Here is a 19,992-nt window from a genome sequence, read left to right as displayed (position 1 = left end):
TTGAATAATCCAGTTACTCTAGACGTTTACGCACAACACACTGCCGTTCAAGGCGTCAATTAACAGCAGCGATTGGGTGGTAAAATGGACTCGATAGCATTGCTGAGCTTATTGAAAATGCGTGATTTACAAGGTTTCAAAATCCAAGTTACGCTTAGTTTAGCACAGACAGGATTTGACACTGATAACTCGCAAAGGTATTCTCACGCTACTTGAACATTCGTTCAAAAAAATCTATAACTTGCTCTATACGCCTGCTCACCTTGAATCAGTTTATTCGCATCAGCGGTATTACATGTCCTATATACGACATTCGATGCAGGACATGCCACACGTACTTTGTATGACTGATGGGTATTAGTTGGTATAAAAGGCAAACCAGAACGGGAGGCAAGCATGGCTAATGTTTCAAAATTCGATCGGGCAGACGTGCTTGAAAAAGCCACTCAGTTATTCTGGGAGAGGGGCTATATAGGCACCTCGACTCGTGAATTACAAAGTGCGCTTGATATGCGGCCCGGTAGTATTTATGCAGCATTTGGTAGCAAAGCCGATTTATTCGCTACAGTACTCAACCATTACGCGCAAGCACTAACAGAACAACTGAACACGCAAGTGATGAACAATGCTAACGCTCTACAAGCGTTCCAGCAACTGCTCCACGACCTGGTGTTATGCCCCAATAACACTAGACCTAGCGAAATGTGCATGCTGGCTAAAACACTGGCAGAGCTCGATGAAAGCCATAGTGAAATACTGAGTTTGGTACGTACTCTACTCAATCAAGTCGAGGCCAGGTTTGCAGATGTATTTACCAAGGCAAAAGAGCAAGGTAACTTGCCAGCAGGCACCGATGTCGTCGCGGCAGCCAAAACACTGCAGATAAGCATTATCGGTTGGCGTTCTTATCTCAAAGCAACAAGAGACACCCAAGTTGTGGAGCAGCAAATTGAGCAGCTTTTTCAGCAGCTCACCCACCCGATACACTGACATTGTACTTTACCTTAGGCACTGAGTGACTCAAGCTCAGTGCAAGGATTTGCGTTCGTTTAGCGCTATCTTCTCTCACTTTGTCTTTATTTTTTTGTGCCTTAACGTCATTTTCACCCTACTTTACACTGCTACAGTCCACTATTGTCTAATAGCACTTACGGCGCATCCTTCGTAAAGTTTTACTCTGGCCAAAATAGTAATGATTACTATCGGCGAAAAGAGTAGTGCGCAAAGTGCGCTGCAAAATACAATGCGAACACAAGTTGTCGTTCGCTGAAAATAGATAACAAGGGATGTACCATGGACTCGTTCGAAAAACAGTTGCAAACTTTCTACGATAAAGCGATCACGCTTGGCACCGAGTACGGCGGCCAACTTATATTAGCCATTGTTGTCTTAGTGGTTGGCCTGTGGATAATAGGTAAAGTCAGTAATGCCGTTAGGCGCCACGCAGTTAAAGGGCTACCAGATGAAACACTTGCCCAATTCTTAACTAATATTTTTGAGGTCGTTCTCAAAGTACTTCTTGTCATTAGCGTGGCATCAATGGTGGGTATCGAAACCACTTCATTTGTGGCTATATTGGGCGCCGCAGGTTTAGCTGTTGGCTTTGCGTTGCAAGGCAGCCTCTCTAACTTCGCAGGGGGCGTGATGATCCTTATCTTCCGTCCATTTAAAGTAGCGGATTATGTTGGTGCACAAGACGTAGAAGGGGTTATTTTAGATATAGGCATTTTTGTCACCACATTTGAAACGTTTGATAAGCGCATTATCATTGTGCCAAATGGTCCTTTAGCTAATGGCAATATTACTAATTACACCGCAAGCAGCGTAAGAGCCGTGGAAATATCTATCGGTATCTCTTATTCAGATGATATCGCCAAAGGTAAAGAAGCGATGGAACAAGCCATCATGAATGACCCCCGCGTTCTCAAAGAAGAAGGCAATGTGGTCGCTGTGGTTGACTTAGGATCAAGTTCGGTTGATTTCTTAGTGCGTGCATTCGTTAAAACGGATGACTACTGGTCACTGTTTTTTGATATACGCCCGATGCTTAAAACTGCTGTAGAAGAGGTGGGCTTAACCATTCCATTCCCTCAACGAGATGTTCATATCATTCAAGAAAACAGCTAACAGGCATTATTAAACAAAGAGTTAAATTGAGTGCTGAACAAAAAAAGTACCTAAAAAAAGGTTACACATTTGTGTAACCCTTTTTGTTTCGCCGCATAAAAAGGCCGCTAACGCCCTAGAAATAAGGCGCAGCGACAACACACAAAACTATTTTGAAGGCGATATTGAAAATAACATTGAAACTGATGTTACTAATCGAAAACTAGGCCACAGCTTGTTCCAGTATTGCGCGGCTTTCAGTCAGCGTAATTGCTTGGTTTTCACCTAACGCTTTCATGCCGTGAGCTTCAAGTTGTGACACCACAGCATCTACTGCCTGTGCTTTGTCACCACCGTGCTCGGTCAATTGAGTAGCCACTTTCAAGCTATGATAGAAGGCTTCGATAGCTGAAATGGTACGCTCAGCTAAATCTTCTGATTCGCTTAAGCCGAACACATTTCTGCCCATTTGCTCTAATTTCGCTTTTTTCGCTACCAATTGGTTACGCAATAAGGATGGCTGAACAATGGCCAATGAACGTGCGTGATCCACACCATACAAAGCGGTCAACTCATGTCCAATCATGTGAGTGGCCCAATCTTGAGCGACGCCAGAGCCAATTAAACCGTTCAATGCTTGATTAGCTGACCACATTAAATTGGCACGCCATGCATCGTCTTGCTTATCAAAATTATCACCCAAGGTTTTCAGGGCTTTAAGCAATGCTTCAGCGTAGCCATCTTGTACCAGCGCTCCAGCATTGAAGGTCAGGTATTGCTCACAAGTATGAACCCAAGCATCAACTAAACCGTTAACTAACTGGCGCTGAGGTAAAGTTTTCATTACGTCTGGGTCCATCACCGCGAATTTTGGTTGAACTGCAGGCGCCATAAACGCAAGCTTTTCCTGGGTGGCTGCTTTACTGACAACCGAGCCTGAGTTTGACTCTGACCCAGTAGCAGGCAAAGTTAGCACTGCACCTAAGGGTAACGCTGCGGTGACTTTATGCTTACCTTGAAGAATATCCCAACCTTCGCCGTCATAAATTGCAGCCGCTGCGATGTATTTAACACCGTCGATAACAGAGCCACCACCTACACCGAGTACGAAATCAACTTTCTGCTCTTTAGCGATTGCAACGGCTTTATCAAGCACTTCAATTGTCGGGTTAGCACCCACGCCTGAAAACTCTAGCCAGTCGTGATCCCCAAGAGCTGCAACGACCTGATCGTAAACGCCGTTGGTTTTAATTGAACCCCCACCATAAACCACCAGCACTTTTTGCGCTTTAGGGATAAGTGCACCCAAAGACGCAATTTGCCCTTGGCCAAATTGAATTTGTGTTGGGTTTACATAACTAAATTTCATCGTATTTTCCTCATATTTGTAATCAATTTCGCTAACGCTCTCAGCCTGCTCTGATGACTCTCTCACCGGTTAGTTAATGTATAATATAGACACACATACCAGTAAAAAAGCGTAAATAACGCCAAAAGCTTGCCTAAAGCTATCAAACACTATAATTTAAACCCTTAGGCTAGTTTAAAGAGAAAAAATATGAGCACTTTGGTCGATGGGATCCACCTTTTCGCAGATAAAGCCGGATTACTCAACCTTGAAGGGCACGTTGAAACAGCATTGCCTGGGGTGCGTTTCTTTCGCGCGAGTAAGGGGAGTCCGAGGCAGCCACTGGTTTATCAGTCTGGCATTATTATAGTGGTGCAAGGTAGAAAGGTGATCCACTTTCCTGATCACCACATTCAATATGGTGCGGGGGACTACCTAGTACTCGGGGTGCCAATGCCACTGGAATGTGAGGCCTTTGTGGACAATGGCTTGCCTATCATGGGGTTATCCATAGATGTTAAGCCCGCATTATTGCATCAACTTGTTAATCATATGCAGCAGCACCAGCGATATACTCAAAGCGAGCCATGTAGCCAAATAAGTTGCGCACAAGCGGCTAAAGTAGACGCACCCTTAGAGAACATTATTCAGCGCTTACTGGTGATACTGTCAAATCCTGTTGAAACTGATATTTTTGGAGCGGATGTGATCAAGGAATTGGTATACAGAGTGTTATGTGGCTCCCAAGGAAAAACCCTATTTGGTTTGGCTCAGCATGATGGCCACTACGCAAGAGTAGCAAGGGCGCTAGCGTCGTTACACGCTAATTACGCCAGTCCTATAACGGTAGAAACCTTAGCTGATGAAGTCAACATGAGTGTATCGGCCTTTCATCGGGCGTTTAAGCAAGTCACGTTTGAATCACCTTTGCAATATTTAAAGAAAGTGCGTCTAGTCAAAGCAAAGGATCTGATCACAGCCAATGGCAGTCGCGCTAGCGAAGCGGCATTTCAAGTGGGTTACACCAGCGCGTCTCAATTTAGCCGCGAATTCAAACGCCATTTTAATCAGTCACCAAGTGAAGTATCAATGAGTGCCTAATGCAGCTGTATGATATTCAGTGACCCTAATGCTCGGCTCTGGACACGCCGCTTGCCTAGCAGAACTATCAAGTAACAGCCAATTTACTCGGTGGGCTAAGCCAACAGGGTACCCCTGCGCCATATCAAAACAATCAGTGGGTGTCTGAGCATCAAGCAAAATGAGCCCATTTGGATGAGATTTTTGCCAGCGCCAAGCTGCCTGCATCTGAAGTTCAGTTGGCGTGTGATAGCCAAAATGAGTCACTTTATAGGGTGAAAAAAGAATAAACTGCTCGGAGAAATTCACTAACGCCAGAAGTCTGCCTTTAGGTACGAATGATTCCATTTCCGCAAAGACATTTTTGGGCGTTTTAACGTCATTCAAGAGCGTATATCCCCATGTGGAATACCCAACCCACAGCACAGGTATAAACAGCAACCAACTGCACGATAAACTCAGCCGATACTTTCTTACAATTAGCAGAACAGCGCATACCAGCAAACCTACTATGCCCATGGTGAGCAAAAAAAACCAAGGCTCAATGCCATATTTAATGCTTAACTCGCTGGTAAACGTTGCATCAAAAAGTCCTGCAAAACCAAACGTAAACAGCGCCAGTGACAGTAGCAATACAACCGAATAAACAAGGCCATTTAGTATTTTACTGCGCATAATCTGTGGTAAATATGGCGCGGTGATTATCGCGAGCATAGGCAATGCAGGCAAGATGTATACGCCACGTTTACCTGGGCTTATACTGAAAAAAATCAATAACAATACGACCCAACCCAGTATCAAAGCAATGCGCCAGTCACCCCCTTTTATCGCCCTCACCCAAGGTGTGATAAGCCATGGAATAAAGAGGCATAGAGGCAACCAAAAAACTGGGATGACATTGGTTAGGTAATACCAGAATGGCTTTAAGTGGTGCCAAGAATCCGCGTAGCGGGTAACCGTTTGCTTGAATAGAATATTGTCTCGATACGCATCGAAAAGCGGGTTATGCTGAACATCTACCCAATAAAGCATGGGTAAAAACCATAGGGCAATGGCCCCTAGCATCACCACAGGCCCTAGCAGCCAATGCCAACTCCACCCCCGTATGGTGCCTAATATATATGTTTGCTGACTAAACCGAAGCGCGGTAAATGGTATAAGCATGAGTAGTGGTAGAAACCCGACCCCTTTAGTGACAATCCCCAAGCCCATAAAGAACCACGCTAGAAAATACCAAAACCAGCTACCGTAAAGCAGCAAGAAACGTAATAAGCCATAACACCCCATGGTAATAAAACAGCAAACCAAAGCGTCAATTTGAGCCGTTTTCGCTTGTAGGGTGAATTGCAACGTAGCAAGCAACAACAAACCTGCATACCAACCAATTTGCTCAGACCACAGCCTACGACCAATATCGTAGGTCAGTAGAACCGTCACTATCCCAGCAATCGCACTGGGTATCAGGAAAGCCATTTTCACAGAGCCTAACAGCGCGTAAAATAGGGCGATACACCACATGAATATCGGTGGTTTGTCTGGGTAAAGCTCACCGCCACGCATAGGGAAAAACCACTGACCTGAGTCGACCATTTCTTTTGCTATTAACGCAAAGCGCGGCTCATCTGCGGGCCAAGGGTCTCGCAAACCCAAGCCGACTAGGATCAAAGAGCAGGAAATGGTCAGTAACCAGATAAGATTAAAAATATGGTCCTGACCTGAAGTGAAATTGTGCCAGCTAAAAAGCCTAGGGAAAGCACTTATCATACGGTGAATATCTCAGCAAATAGCTTAAGCACGAACCGATTCACTGACCGCTGAAGCCGCTGTTGATTGAATAAGTTTTGAGTGCTTGTATTGCTTATACAAACGCACACTTAACGCAGTTGATATGCAAAACAGCAGCACGCTCAAGCCGATTTTCCAAATAGACAACACCACTATGCCTTTGCCCATCAAGGCGAAAATAGCCATTTGTGGAATATAACCTATTGCCGAGCCGGTTAGAAAGTGACGCGCTTTTACGTCAGTCACACCAGCGAGTATATTCGTTAATAGATTATTGCCCGCGGGCAACAGCCTAATGACGATGGTTTTGGTCATTGGTTTATCTTTTAAGAAATCGTTTACGCGTAAAATCCGCTGAGCATAACGGCGTTTAATAAACGGTCTAAATAAAAAGCGAGAAATAAAAAAACACAGTATACAGCCGATTAATGCGCCCGCGACGGATAGCAATGTGCCTTGCATAAAGCCAAAGGCGTAGCCGCCTAAAAAAGCCATCACTTGACGGGGGCAACCAATCGCCATTGCACCAGCGCTGAACATCATGAAATATCCCACACCTAATACACCATTGTTACGAATGGTTGAGTCAACCCATTGTCGATTAAAGGTATCGAACAGAGGCAAGGTGCTGATTAGGCTTCCCAAAATTGCGCAAACTAATAGAAAGAGTAATCCCTTTTGAAGCCCTTTTGAGGCAAACAGTGAGCATATTTTTTGGTACATTTATTAATCCAAATATTCCGCTACTTTGACCCTACGTTGCAGCCACAATACACCAAAGATATCGACTACCCCAACGCGAAGGCGACCCAGCATATTGTACTTCGATTCACCTGCTTGACGGTCTCTATGATTCACTTCAATCACAATCACTTGTCCATGTATGCGTTTCACCAAGGCAGGAATATAACGGTGCATATGATCAAAGTAAGGTAGTTTCATAAAGGTGTGCTTGGGTATGATTTTTAAGCCGCAGCCGGTATCAGGCGTGCCATCCCCTAATAGGCGAGCACGCACACCATTAGCTACTTTAGATTGGAAACGCTTCCATGGAGTGTCTTTGCGTCTGCGGCGATATCCCGCCACACAATAATCAGAGCCTTGAACAAGACCACGTGCAGCGCTTAGCAACTTTGGAATGTCCGCAGGGTCATTCTGGCCATCTGCATCCATGGTCACGATGAGTTCACCGCTGGCGGCTTTTACCCCACTCATAATGGCTGTACTTTGTCCCACACTGACTTTGTGTCTAACAGGTTGAATACAGTCAAAACCTGCATCAATGATTTTATACAATTCATTTATCGTGCGATCGTCACTTCCATCATCTACATAGACAATTTCGAATTCAGCTACACCGTTTAGAACATCGATAATTTCATGGATAAGTGGCGCAACATTTTGCGCCTCATTTTTTGCAGGAATAACAACAGACAACTCCATTTCACACTACCAAATATAAGCTGCCAAAGGTAGAGATAGCGTCAGATCAAACGTTATCTCACCGATGGCAGTTCGGGCATGCCCAAATTAATCAATAACTCAGTGTATTGATTAATTCTTAAGGAATTATTAACGTCATGAAATGCTTATGATTAGAAACCACGAAAATATTAAGCAGCCACTTTTAAATAACGCTGGATTGTTTCGCTACCATTGTTGGCATGAATAGGTTTGAAAATAAAACCTGAAATACCTAGAGCTTGGCATGATTTCACTAATAATTGATCGGTAACAGAGGAAAGCATCACGATTGGCACATCTGAACCCAAGCGGCGGATTTCAGCTAAGGCTTTATCCCCATTGAGTTTATCCATCACTACATCCATGAAAATGAAGTCGGGTGGATTACTTTTTACCATTTCAACCGCCCCCTTACCATCATCTGCCTCGACGACATTGGTGTAGCCCAACTTATTTAAGAAGCGTGAAAGCGCTTTTCGGATCATGGCGCTGTCGTCCACCAGCAAAATGCGACTGTCTTTCGCTAAGTCAACATTATGGGGGTTTTCAATTCCGACACTTTCTTCACGTTTAATACCGCCCTCGCGATAATCGACACTTCGTACCAACAAATTAAAATAGTAGCGCCCCACTCCCTCAATAGAAATAGGTACGGTAACCACTTGTTCGACACCTTCAAGGTACTTGTCCATCTGACTTAAGTCTTCAACAAAATAAGGGCTGGAAAATCCATACTCTAAGCTATAACGGCTATGTAAATCTGTAGAACGGCCGACTATGGTATTCCCCCATTCAGCCAAAGCGTTACGAAGATCATCGGTCATTTCTTGATGGTCATATTTCTCGTCGAACATACTCTGGCAAACCGAGTTTCCAATAGAGATAGCCGTTTCAGGATAATGATGCATCATGATCACCCCGTCTAAGTTCCCCGTTACCTCAGAACAGACGGCGTATCCCTTGAAACGAAAATCTTCTACGCTATCCATGAAAGCTTCGCCTGCAGTCCCTGTCAGGTTGGTCATAGCCTTTAGGCTAGCGAGAGATTCATTAATGAAAGGATAAAGGATTACTTTATAGATAGTGTCAACTGACATAGAACTTCTCTTATTATTGTTATTTTTGATTGAGTGCACAGCAAACTACTAAAGCTGGGGTGATTTTGCAAGAATGTTAAATGCTTGAAAGGTTATTGTTAAGCCAAGGCGAAGGGATGTTTTTGAGACAAAGCAGGGTGGGGGCCGTCTATCAGACTGACGGTGTATTTTGTAGGGAGAGTTAAAACGGCGCGCACCGGCTGATGCACGCCATATTTAGGTTTAAAGAGATGTAACTTAGCTTGGCATCGCAGCTAACACCGCTTCAGGGCGTATGGGCAAATCTCTCACCCGAGCACCCACAGCATTAAATATCGCATTTGCAATCGCTGGTGCAACGGCAATTAGCCCAGGTTCACCTAAGCCCGTTGGAAACTCGGTGTTCTGCACGAAACTAATATCCAGTTCAGGTAGGTTATTCATTCTAAGCGGTGAATAGGTATTGAGGTTAGTGTCTTTCACTTGGCCGTTTTCAAAAGCGGTACCTTCGAACAGCGCTAAGCTCAATCCCCACAACATAGAGCCTTGGGTCTGTGCCAATGCCCCATCAGGGTGAACAACTGTGCCGCAATCAAGTATGCCAGTTAATTTATGCACTTTGACTGTACCTGATTCGACATCAACCTCTACATGAGCAACACACGCTCCCCACGTAGGCATATCACGCTCTTGCCCTGAGGATATTGCAATCCCCATTCCTTGATTTTTAGGCAAGGTCTGCCCCCAATTCGCCTTGCTACGAATATCTGTTAATACTTTGGCTAAACGCTTTGCTCCACCAACAGATACAGGTGCTTCTCCGGCATTTTTGCCGCTGGCGTCCAGCATAGATAAGCGAAAATCGATGGGATCCTCATTTTGCTTATGAGCTAATTCGTCCATGAATGACTCTACCGCCCAACCTGTCCAGCCAGGGCCTACCGCGCGCAGCCAGCCTGGCACAAAGGTTTTCTGTGCCAACGGATTATTGATCGCTCGCACGCGGTGATTTTGCAGGGTATACCAGTGATCAGCACCTGCAATTGAAAATGGGTCAAATTTACCTTTTTTATCCACGCCTTCAGGCATAAACCCAGGCGCCATGGCAAGCGTAGGCCAGCCGGCGGCTGCGCCGTGCTCAATCCCTAGCAGTTTGTCGTCGGCATCCCAGTAAGCATTCATTTGTTGCACAGACGGTGAACGCACGCAGTCAAAACGTGTATCGTCTTCACGGGTGAAAACCAACTTAACTGGTTTACCAAGCGCTTTTGCGGTAAGCGCTGCCGGAACCATATAGTCCCCAGCAAGGCGACGACCAAATCCACCACCAAGGTAATATTGATGAATAATAACTTTGTCATCACTCATACCAACAGCTTTGGCGACAACGGGTAAAAATAGCGATTGCCATTGGTTACCACAATGCACATGGCAAATACCGTCTTTAAACTCTACGGCGGCGTTGACCGGCTCCATAGTGAAATGCAGCACAGAGGACGTTTTATATACTGACTCAAGGGATGTTTTCGCATTTTTTGCGGCGCTAGCAATGTCCCCTTTATCAACCACCAGCGTGCCTGAGGTTTTGTCTCTAGCCAATGTTTCACCTTGGCTGATGATGTCCTGCTCATTGACGTTCGCAGTCTCTCCGAGATCATATTCAATTTTAATCGCATTGCCCGCTTTAACAGCACCGAAATAGGTATCTGCTAGTACTGTCACCCAGCCCTGAACCGTATCGCTTGGGTCTTGGAGTATTTCATATCCTTGATATCCTTTTACCGATTTAGCCAAACTGTCATCAACACTCTTTACCTTACTGCCGTGACGGGTCGGTGGAATGACCGGACGCGCGTAAACCATGCCTTCAAGCTCAATATCGATACCGTATTGTGCTGTGCCATTGGTTTTCGCTGGGATATCCAGTGCCTGGCTGGATTTCGCAATTAACTGACGGCTAGCAGGGCTCTTAGGCTGAAATTCTGCAAGCTCATCAGCACTAAAAGTACGCTCAATATTGCCATTTTTGACTACGTCTGCGAAGCTTATTGACTTGTCACCCGCCACGATTTGACTATTTTTGGTTGTACAGTCTTGCGGTTTAACACCTAATAATCTTGCCCCCGCTTCGATGAGGACTGTGCGCCCTGCTGCACCTGCTTGAGACATGGGAACATAAGTTTGAAATACCGACCAAGAGCCCCCTGTGACCATGTATCCCCATTTGGGATCCGTATCCACATGCTTAATTTCAACATTGTTCCAATCTGCCCCTAGCTCATCAGCGACGATACGCGCTATTGCTGTGCCTACATGTTGGCCCATTTCAGCCCTGGCAATATTCACCAGAATTTGGCCGTCAGTGTTTATTTCAAACCACACTGTAGGATTAAATGATTTCGCTGCTAATTGCTTCGAAGCTCCCCCAGTGACAACTTCAAGGGCATTGATACTGGGTGCAAAGGCCATTAGTAAGCCGCTGCCGACTGAGCCAATCAAAAAGCTACGACGGCTATGCTCAACCTTATCTTTACGTAATCGGGTCATGTTAGCTTACTCCCTGCACTTCACGTTTAGGGTTGTATATCTGCACCACGGAATCTGATTGTGCCGCAACGTCTTGGATGGCTTCTTTGATGCGGGCGTAGGTCATGCAACGGCATAAATTACCACTCATATAAGCCTCTATTTCTTCTTCACTGGGGTCAGCATTAGTCGCGAGTAAACCCGCTGCTTGCATTATTTGCCCAGATTGACAGTAACCACACTGAGGCACTTGATGCTCTACCCACGCTTTTTGCAGTGGGTGCTGGTTTTCCAAGCCTTCGATGGTACGTATTTCAGCATTAGCAATTGCACTAATGGGCAGTGAGCAAGAACGAACGGGTGAACCATTAAAATGTACAGTGCATGCTCCGCACATCGCGATCCCGCAACCAAACTTGGTGCCTTTTAAGCCGAACTCGTCTCGTATAACCCAAAGCAAAGGCGTATCAGCCTCGGCATCAGATTTGATTTTTTTTCCATTCAGTGAAAATTCAATCATGATGAATACCTGTTTGATTAATATTAATGTGTTGGTCCTACTACCCGGCTTATATTGTTTACGTCGATCTAAGCGCTTAGATCACGTATAAAACGGGTAGCTAAAGTGTAGTTCAAGGTTTGATGTCTTAAGCAATTTCCCTCAAAATGTAAAAAAGCCACTAGTGAGTGGCTTTCCAAAATCCGTTAGCGCCCAAATTAATTTATATCTTTCCTTCAAAATCTGCGGGTGAGTGGCGCTCAGGCACTTGTTCATCAGGCTCGCCCCACGTGCGATTCACCATCAATCCGCGCTTAACCGCTGGACGTGCAGCGATATCGTTTGCCCAACGAACGACATGAGTATATTCCTGGGTTTGTAGAAACTCAGCCGCTTGGTAAACCACATTACGCACAAGCGCACCATACCAAGGCCAAATTGCCATATCAGCGATTGTGTAATCATCACCCGCAATATATTTATTGTTGGCTAGTTGCTTATCGAGCACATCTAGTTGACGTTTTACTTCCATCGCATAGCGGTCAATGGGGTATTGATATTTTTCTGGGGCGTAGGCATAAAAGTGTCCAAAGCCCCCTCCTAAAAATGGCGCACTGCCCATCTGCCAAAATAGCCAATTCATACATTCGGTGCGTCCCGCTGGGTCTTTGGGTATAAACGCCTCGAATTTTTCCGCTAAATAAACCAGAATAGAGCCAGACTCGAATATTCTGGTCTCAGGAGTCGTAGTGGTATCAATTAACGCAGGGATCTTAGAGTTCGGATTGATGTCCACAAACCCGCTACCGAATTGGTCACCATCACCAATATTGATCGGATAGGCATCATATTCAGCCGCACTAATTCCCGCTTCAAGTAACTCTTCAAACATAACACTGACTTTTACGCCGTTAGGCGTAGCCATCGAATGCAGTTGAAAGGGATGCTTACCTCGGGGTAGCGTCTTATCAAAACGAGCGCCTGCAGTAGGTCGATTAATATTGGCAAATTTCCCGCCATTCTCGGCGTCAAAAGACCAAATTTTCGGAGGGGTATAAGTAGGGTCAGACATAATTTAAATTTCCTCGGCTGTTTTGATAAGTCTTAATATGTAATTGGGACTGACAGTTTAAAACCAAGCGTTAGCATAATTCATTTATGTACCAAGAGGGACAAAAACATGTAACCACTTATATTATTGGCTGATTTTAGACATAAAAAAACCCGCATGAAGCGGGTTTCGAAATAGTGTATTAGCACTAAGCGTTTGCAGGTTGCTCTGCCGCTTGATCTTTAGTGATGGCATCGCCAACACGTAACTGTAGATTCTGAATAGGTTTATCAGTGTTATTTGACAAATGCACCAAACGATTCAGTTGGCCAAGTGACATAAGTACCGCGTAAGCTGCACCTAAGAAACCACTTTTATGCAAGTCAACCACTTGCTCTTCAGTAAGATCTTGTAGACGTTTTTCGCTGACACTGAACATGCCGGTGATGTTGCGTTTCTCGCCATTGGTGTAGTTAACCAATAATTCGATCGGATCAAGCAAATCTAACTCAACCAATTTTTTAATGAAGCGCTGTGTTGCCATTTCGCTATTTGCTAACTCAGAAAGCAATTGCTGGCGGTTTTCTAAAAACGGGCTCGGCTCGCCTTCAGGGGTAAAAACAGGCTCACCGTCGTCTGTGATAAGTGCGCTTTTTTCGTCAAAGAATACACCTAACTTCTCGCCATCAGGACGCACGTCAAACGGGTAACGCTGAATATTCATAGGCAAGCAATGTACTTGCCATTTGCCTTCATGAACGAAAAGGTTCGAGCCTTTTTCAGTGCCTAACATAGCCACAGAATGGAAGTTTTCAGAATTTGGATCTTTTACAAAGACAACCGGCATTACGCTAGCTAGCTGAGCGTATTCACGGATTGACGCTGCTGCAATATGGGCTTCTTTTGCGTAGCCGAAATCATGCTGAAGGTTAATCTTTAAATTTTTATGTTTCTCTTTATCAAGAGGGATGTAGCTGATTGTCATAGAGGATATCTCTTACTTTAATGTTCAAAACTGGTTGCTTTTAGTAGCCAATTAGCAAACCGACTGATTCGGTAAATTCTGCTATACAGGTACAAAAAAATGGCTCAAGGCCATTATATATGCAGTCCCTAATGCTAATTTCACAACAGCAAGTATCTTTTATTTATTGAGTGATGTCACGAATGTAAATGAAATATAGCTAATTTGTCCATTCACTTGTGAAAGGCGCTATAAAAGCAGCCAACATGCTCTTTATTTTGCTGAAACAAGGCGCCACAGATGATGAGGCGCCTCGAGTAAGCTTAAGCTATCACATCTTCGGCGGGACTAACATCTTTACGTACGCTGGTAATATATTCCTGCAATTTAGCCTCCGCTTCATTACCGAATAATATTTCACAGGCTTCACGTAAACCCGGCGCAGCAAGAATATCTTCTTGACGTACCACCAAGGAAATTTTAGAACGACGGCGCAGAAAATCTTCCAGCTTAGTGACCATTTCACGCTGGGCAGCATGCTCTATTTCTACTCGTAAATACTCTGAATTTTCAATCAGTAACTCTGCCTTATTAGGATTCTCACGAATCGCTTCAAGCATGTTGATAGCATTACGCCCGTAACGACGCCAAAAGCGCGACGTAAGCGGCTCAGAAGAAGTCGTAGGTGTTAACGCATCAAAGTTCATCAGCTTGGCACGGTGGAAGAACTCATCACGCACCGTATCATCAGGCTCGCCATACCATTTAAAATCAGCATAGGGCAAATCGATACCAAATTCTTTGACTATACCTGCGACTTCATCGCCCACATTGATACAATCTGTGAGCTTGCCACCGAAAATAGACATGTATTTATGCTGGGCGTTTTGATCAATCGCATGTTTGCGTGATAGTTGTACCCAATCAGCCTTGCCGCCCGTGCCTTTAATCGCTAGAGGACGCACTCCACAACGCTCGGCAATAACATCGTCTTTGGTTAACGGCTTATCAAGCGCAAGAAGCTTATTAACGTTGTCGAGTACGAATTGACGATCCGCCTCTGTCACATGCGCATAAGGGTTTTCTACTTGGGTATCGGTCGTGCCAATACATGTTTTTGGCCCCATTGGAATAACGAAGAATAAGCGCCCATCATCGGCAAAGAAGGTCAGTACCTTGTTGCTGTCAGTTACTTTATCCACGATTAAGTGAATACCTTTTGAGAACACATGATGATGATCCGTTTTCTCTTCATTCAAATCATTTAACGGGTCAACGAACGGCCCTGCTGCGTTGATCAAGACCTTAGACGTTATCTCAAACTCTTCGCCAGTGATGCCATCTTTTGCTTTTGTTACCCACGTATCATCTTTGCGGGTTGAGCCAAGAGACTCAACATAGTTTGCCGCGATACATCCGTAACTCATACTCGAGCGAATGAAATTGAAAACAAAACGCGCATCATTATCTTGCAGATAGGCGTCAGAGTATTCAAAGCCCCCCGTGACATTCTGAGTATTGATCACGTTTTCTAGCGACTTGATTTTACCGCCCGTCAGGTAGTTAGGCATTTTAGTAAACAGTCGCCCCATTACCCAATACAGTAAGGTACCCATGTAAATGAAGGCAGGCGGAAAACGAAACCCTTTTTGAATACTGGTCAAGAAACGGATTTCTTTTACCGTAGACGGGTAACTACGCATTAAATGGTTACGACTTTTACATAACTTGTTGACCAAACCATATTCGTAACTTTCAAGATATTTAATGCCACCCCAGGCTAAATTTGAAGAGTTAGAACTGGTAAAGCCCGCGAAATCACCTTTGTCAATCAACGCGACCTTCACACCTTTAGCAGCTAACGCCGCCGCGGCCACGGCGCCATTAATGCCGCCGCCAATGATCAATGTGTCAAACGTCCCTTTCGGCAATTTACGGATGTTACTCTTTCTCAGGTTGTTCATGTCTCTTCCGATAATTAAATGTAGTTTAAACGTTATTCTGCTGCTTCGAGGCCGTCGTTACTGCCCCAAGCTAATTTTGCTCGTTGTCCTAATACAAAACGATTAATGAACAATGCGAAGCTGATGCATGACACTAAAGTGATTGGCATAAGATGGATGTAATGCAACGTTGTATACACAGGCGAGAAATCGAAAGTCAATGATCCGTATAGCAATACGCCGAAAATCACAGCTGCAATGCCCGCTCTTGCATCGACATCTTTGAACACCAGTCCCACCACGAATATTGACAATATTGGCATACTTAATAAACCATTTAACTGTTGCAACAAGTTAATAATACTGTCGGCTTGCTGATAAATCGGTACCAATACCAGCGACAATATTGTCAACATAGCCGTTACCCAACCGCTTAAGCGCACTACGTTAGGGTTATCGTTAACGTATGCCTCATGGATATCACATACGTATAAAGCCGTCGCTGAGTTCAATAAACTGTTGTAAGTTGAAAGTACAGCCGCTGCCATTGCCGCTGCAAACACGCCAGTTAGCCACAGTGGCATCACGTCTCCTACAATTCTGCCATAAGCAGCATCACCAATATCGCCGTACAATTTGAATGACACAATACCAGGTAGAACGATAATTGCAGGAACGATGAGGATTCGAATTGCGGCTGCTGCGAACACACCTTTTTGCGCTTCTTTTACATTTGGTGCAGCCATAGCACGCTGGGTAATCGTTTGATTAGTGCCCCAGTAATACATTTGAATAAATATCATGCCAGTAAGCAGTGTTGGCCAAGGTAAAGGCGAGTCAGGACCGCCCACTAAGGTCAAGCGCTCAGCAGGAATACCTGTAAAGTCGAAGTCGATAGCAGCAAGGGACAAGAAAACCACCAACACGGCCATGCTCAATAGCAATACGCCGGAATAAGTGTCTGATACCGCCACCGCGCGTAAACCGCCGAAAATAGCATACACCGCACCAAGCGCAGCAAAAGCAATAGCGATATACATGAGTGGAATGTCCACGTTGAACATGGTTTGCATGAACAACGAGCCGGAATAAATGACCGCTGGCATGTATATCAAAGCGTTACCCAAGAAAAACAACATACCGATAACCGCGCGTATATGCTTGTTTTTATAGCGCTTTTCCAACAATTCTGTGGTCGTCGTACAATTGTATTTGTAGTAAATTGGAATAAACACTTTAGCCAGAATAATCAAACCAATAACCGCCGCAAATTCCCACCATGCAAGCAAAGCCATTTGGTTGCCGTTCATGCCAACAAGTTGGTCGGTACTTAAGTTAGTTAACGTGATAGAGCCCGCAACGAACATCCACGTTAATCCTCCACCCGCTAAGAAGTACTCTTTGTTTTGGCTTTGCTGGTTATGTCCATGTCCACGGCACTTTAAATACGTTAGCAAGCCAATAATGCCTGTAACCAGTGCGAATACCGCCGCTTGAACCATATTTTCTGACATCTGATATTTCCTCTGCAATCATGCTGTGCGCACTTTGATTGCTATTTATGTGCTTAATAATTCAGTTATATACCACCCAGAAATGTGGCAAAGTCTGAACAAGTTTAAAGGGTTAAGATGCCACTCTGTCTTTTGCTACTTCAATTTTAAGTTGAGTGATCTTATTTTGAGTATTACGTTCGTTGTGCTTTCTAAGTAATAGATTTAACTGATAAATCGACAGCAACATGGCATGAATAGCAATTAAGTAGCCACTATCATTTAGCGCAGTCATTTTCTCAGCAGGTAGACTCTGTAATTTGTCCTCATCAATGGTGCACAAACCTGCGATATTCTGTGTATTGCCATCTTCAAAAACTAATTGCAGATCAATGGTTTTAACAAGACCCAACGCTTCGACTTCTTGAGTAAAGCGATAGGTGTCTATGTCTTGTTTGATACTTGCTTCTAATAAATTTTTCGCTTTAGTGAGATACAAGGATGCTCTGCCCGCACTATCGAATATGGCTTCACCCGTTTCTGTAGAGAAAGCTTCACTGTTCTCCAATATGCCGATGGTGTAGCTATTTTCCACCTTGGGAGATTGCATCAAATAAAACGGAAACGTTTGCAAACTGATGGGTTGATAAATCGCGTTCCAATGCCCTTCCTCAACAAACAAATTTTGCATCGGCTCAAAACTGCTAAGCGCTGATAACACCCAACTGCCATCTTGCTGATTACGTGAGAAAAACAGTGGGAAATTAGTTGCAGCTTTGCCTACTTCAGGCACCCGAAGACGCATTATTTGCTGGCTAGCGGCAAATTGCGCCAGGCTATTTTCTTTAAGCTTTAAATCCTTGTGTACGGTATTACTTAATTCGACAAGTGTACTCATGGTTATCTCATACTCTGGGTGCTTAACCACCGCTCTATGTATTCTCTATGTGGAGGAAGCGTTTGCAACAACTGCTGAGTAAGCTGCTGATTACGATGAATAATTTTTTGCGCGTTCGCTTGCTCATTATAAAGATGGGGTTGACGACTAAAATCTGGCTTGAAGCCCATGCCGTACAATACATATTGATAACTGGCAGCGGGGAATAACTCTATAGCGGCGTCAAAGTCGGCCGTTATAGGCCCTCGAAACTTCCAAAGAGCTAAATCTTCTTGCAATGACTCTGGTATAGAATCGGGATCGGTATGCGCCTGCCAATAAGGTTCAGGGCGCTTAGTTAGCATGTAGTGCAATTTAAGAAAGTCGATAATTCGCGACCAACGATAGGCCATTTGTTGATTAAATCGCTTTTCGATTATTGGCGTCAAACTGGTATCAGGTGGGATATTATCCGCAATAAAACGAGCGGATATTTCAACTAACATAATGGCCGTGGCCTCTAACGGTTCAACGAAACCCGCTGCCATACCAACCGCTACGCAGTTTTTCTTCCACACTTGCGCTCGATGACCAGATTTAAAACCAATTTTACGTACTGGAATATCGTCAGATCCGGAGCCTAGATAACGGCGTAAATTCGCTTCGGCTTCATCATCAGATAAATACTGACTAGAGTAAACATGGCCCACGCCGCGTCTATGGGTTAGGCCGATGTCCCAGATCCAACCTGCATTTTGCCCCGTTGCTATCGTGTGCGTGGCAATCGGGCTAGTAGCATCATCATAAGGCATGTGCAAAGCAATGGCTGAATCGTTAAAGAGCACTTTATCAGCACAGATGAAAGGGACTTCTAACGCTTGGCCTAAGAGTAAAGAAGCAAAGCCGGTGCAATCAACGAATAAATCGCCGTCGATTTGCTCATCGCTTTTGAGGGTAATAGAGGCAATAGCACCATCGTCGCTCAAATTTACTTTATCAACTGTGCCGATGATTTGAGTCACGTTGAGGTTGTTTTTACAGTGTTCTTTGAGTACTTCAGCAAACTCACCCGCATCAAGGTGATACGCGTAATTACATTGACCTTTGTATTCGGCCTCAGCCATTGAACGCGGCGCTAGTCCGGCTTCGCAGATGTGATGTTGAAAGTTAGACTCTACGGCGTAGTTTTCAATTTTTTCCACATAAGGCGCTAAATCTATACGCCCATAGCCAAGAGGAACAGTAAAGGGGTGATAATAAAAATCGCCGTTGCCGTGCACCCAATCAACAAATTTACCACCTTGCTTAAATCCCGCGTGACAACGAGCAAAAACCTCGCTTTCTTTTAGACCTATTTGCTGCAAGGTGTTCTTCATGGTGGGCCAAGTGCCCTCGCCTACTCCAATGGTGGGTATATCAGAAGATTCAACCAATACGATCTGTAAACCGTTGTTATCATCTGTTTTATGCTGCGCGGCTACGATAGCAGCTGTTAACCAGCCTGCCGTGCCGCCACCAACGATGACAATTTTCTTAACAGCCTTTGACATGAATGAGTTATTCCGCGTAGTAACGAGTGTGGAGCATTGCGTGTTTCACTCCAGCATTGTTTTCAATCTAAGTAAGGGTTTAACACTAAAATCGCCAGTAAATAACTTACCTGATAAAGCCTGACATCCTTTACGGGGTAAACTATTTAACGTGTTATTTTATAGGAAAAATGGCCCGCTTTATACTGGCGAGCCATGATGTTGTCATCAGATACGCGCAACATGTAATC

Annotated in this window: 16 protein-coding genes; 3 read left to right on the top strand and 13 right to left on the bottom strand. The window is 44.5% G+C overall.

Annotation, left to right across the window (positions count from 1 at the left end):
* Nucleotides 1-396: 396 nt before the first annotated feature.
* Together GMES_RS02795 and GMES_RS02790 are read left to right on the top strand one after the other, a co-directional pair.
* Nucleotides 397-990 carry a TetR/AcrR family transcriptional regulator gene (locus tag GMES_RS02795; RefSeq protein ID WP_006991048.1) on the top strand — a complete coding sequence of 198 codons (594 nt, stop codon included), beginning with the start codon at nt 397-399 and terminating at the stop codon, nt 988-990.
* Nucleotides 991-1,293: 303 nt separating this feature from the next.
* Nucleotides 1,294-2,127: a mechanosensitive ion channel family protein gene (locus GMES_RS02790; RefSeq protein WP_006991047.1), complete on the top strand. Its 834-nt coding sequence runs from the start codon at nt 1,294-1,296 to the stop codon at nt 2,125-2,127.
* Nucleotides 2,128-2,329: 202 nt separating this feature from the next.
* Here the strand turns inward: GMES_RS02790 and GMES_RS02785 are convergent, their stop codons facing one another.
* Entirely contained in the window at nt 2,330-3,475 is a 1,146-nt protein-coding gene (locus GMES_RS02785) for an iron-containing alcohol dehydrogenase (protein WP_006991046.1), read from the bottom strand.
* 189 nt (nt 3,476-3,664) lie between these two features.
* Here GMES_RS02785 and GMES_RS02780 point away from each other — a divergent pair, with 189 nt between their 5' ends.
* Nucleotides 3,665-4,555, top strand: coding sequence for an AraC family transcriptional regulator (locus GMES_RS02780; RefSeq protein WP_006991045.1), 891 nt, complete (start codon nt 3,665-3,667; stop codon nt 4,553-4,555).
* On the opposite strand, the gene GMES_RS02775 is transcribed toward GMES_RS02780, so the two are convergent.
* The 12 genes from GMES_RS02775 to GMES_RS02720 all read right to left on the bottom strand — a co-directional run bounded on the left by GMES_RS02775 (nt 4,541) and on the right by GMES_RS02720 (nt 19,762).
* Nucleotides 4,541-6,298 (bottom strand): ArnT family glycosyltransferase, encoded by a 1,758-nt coding sequence (locus GMES_RS02775; RefSeq protein ID WP_006991044.1) that lies wholly within the window; start codon nt 6,296-6,298, stop codon nt 4,541-4,543. The two genes, GMES_RS02780 and GMES_RS02775, sit on opposite strands and share 15 nt — an antisense overlap.
* Nucleotides 6,299-6,322: 24 nt before the next feature.
* Entirely contained in the window at nt 6,323-7,042 is a 720-nt protein-coding gene (locus GMES_RS02770) for a TVP38/TMEM64 family protein (RefSeq protein ID WP_006991043.1), read from the bottom strand.
* 3 nt (nt 7,043-7,045) lie between these two features.
* Nucleotides 7,046-7,762, bottom strand: a complete 717-nt coding sequence (locus GMES_RS02765; protein ID WP_006991042.1) for a glycosyltransferase family 2 protein — start codon at nt 7,760-7,762, stop codon at nt 7,046-7,048.
* A 170-nt stretch (nt 7,763-7,932) separates the two neighbouring features.
* Nucleotides 7,933-8,880, bottom strand: coding sequence for a response regulator (locus tag GMES_RS02760; RefSeq protein WP_039986358.1), 948 nt, complete (start codon nt 8,878-8,880; stop codon nt 7,933-7,935).
* Nucleotides 8,881-9,117: 237 nt separating this feature from the next.
* A complete protein-coding gene (locus GMES_RS02755; protein WP_006991040.1) occupies nt 9,118-11,406 on the bottom strand; it encodes a xanthine dehydrogenase family protein molybdopterin-binding subunit in 2,289 nt (762 codons plus the stop codon).
* Between the two features lies 1 nt (nt 11,407).
* Entirely contained in the window at nt 11,408-11,905 is a 498-nt protein-coding gene (locus tag GMES_RS02750) for a (2Fe-2S)-binding protein (protein WP_006991039.1), read from the bottom strand.
* A gap of 202 nt (nt 11,906-12,107) precedes the next feature.
* Nucleotides 12,108-12,956, bottom strand: a complete 849-nt coding sequence (yghU, locus tag GMES_RS02745) for a glutathione-dependent disulfide-bond oxidoreductase (protein ID WP_006991038.1) — start codon at nt 12,954-12,956, stop codon at nt 12,108-12,110.
* A 187-nt stretch (nt 12,957-13,143) separates the two neighbouring features.
* Complete coding sequence (locus GMES_RS02740) at nt 13,144-13,920, bottom strand: SapC family protein (protein WP_006991037.1); 777 nt, start codon at nt 13,918-13,920, stop codon at nt 13,144-13,146.
* 302 nt (nt 13,921-14,222) lie between these two features.
* Nucleotides 14,223-15,863, bottom strand: a complete 1,641-nt coding sequence (locus GMES_RS02735; protein ID WP_006991036.1) for a glycerol-3-phosphate dehydrogenase/oxidase — start codon at nt 15,861-15,863, stop codon at nt 14,223-14,225.
* Between the two features lie 32 nt (nt 15,864-15,895).
* Nucleotides 15,896-17,356 (bottom strand): SLC5 family protein, encoded by a 1,461-nt coding sequence (locus tag GMES_RS02730; RefSeq protein ID WP_039986356.1) that lies wholly within the window; start codon nt 17,354-17,356, stop codon nt 15,896-15,898.
* A gap of 112 nt (nt 17,357-17,468) precedes the next feature.
* Nucleotides 17,469-18,233, bottom strand: coding sequence for a SapC family protein (locus GMES_RS02725; RefSeq protein WP_006991033.1), 765 nt, complete (start codon nt 18,231-18,233; stop codon nt 17,469-17,471).
* Nucleotides 18,234-18,235: 2 nt separating this feature from the next.
* Nucleotides 18,236-19,762: a tryptophan halogenase family protein gene (locus GMES_RS02720; RefSeq protein ID WP_006991032.1), complete on the bottom strand. Its 1,527-nt coding sequence runs from the start codon at nt 19,760-19,762 to the stop codon at nt 18,236-18,238.
* Nucleotides 19,763-19,992: the final 230 nt, after the last annotated feature.

It is taken from the genome of Paraglaciecola mesophila KMM 241 (assembly GCF_000315015.1).
Lineage (GTDB): Bacteria > Pseudomonadota > Gammaproteobacteria > Enterobacterales > Alteromonadaceae > Paraglaciecola > Paraglaciecola mesophila.
Note: the sequence above shows the minus strand (reverse complement) of the source record. Positions and strands in the feature narration are given on the sequence as shown.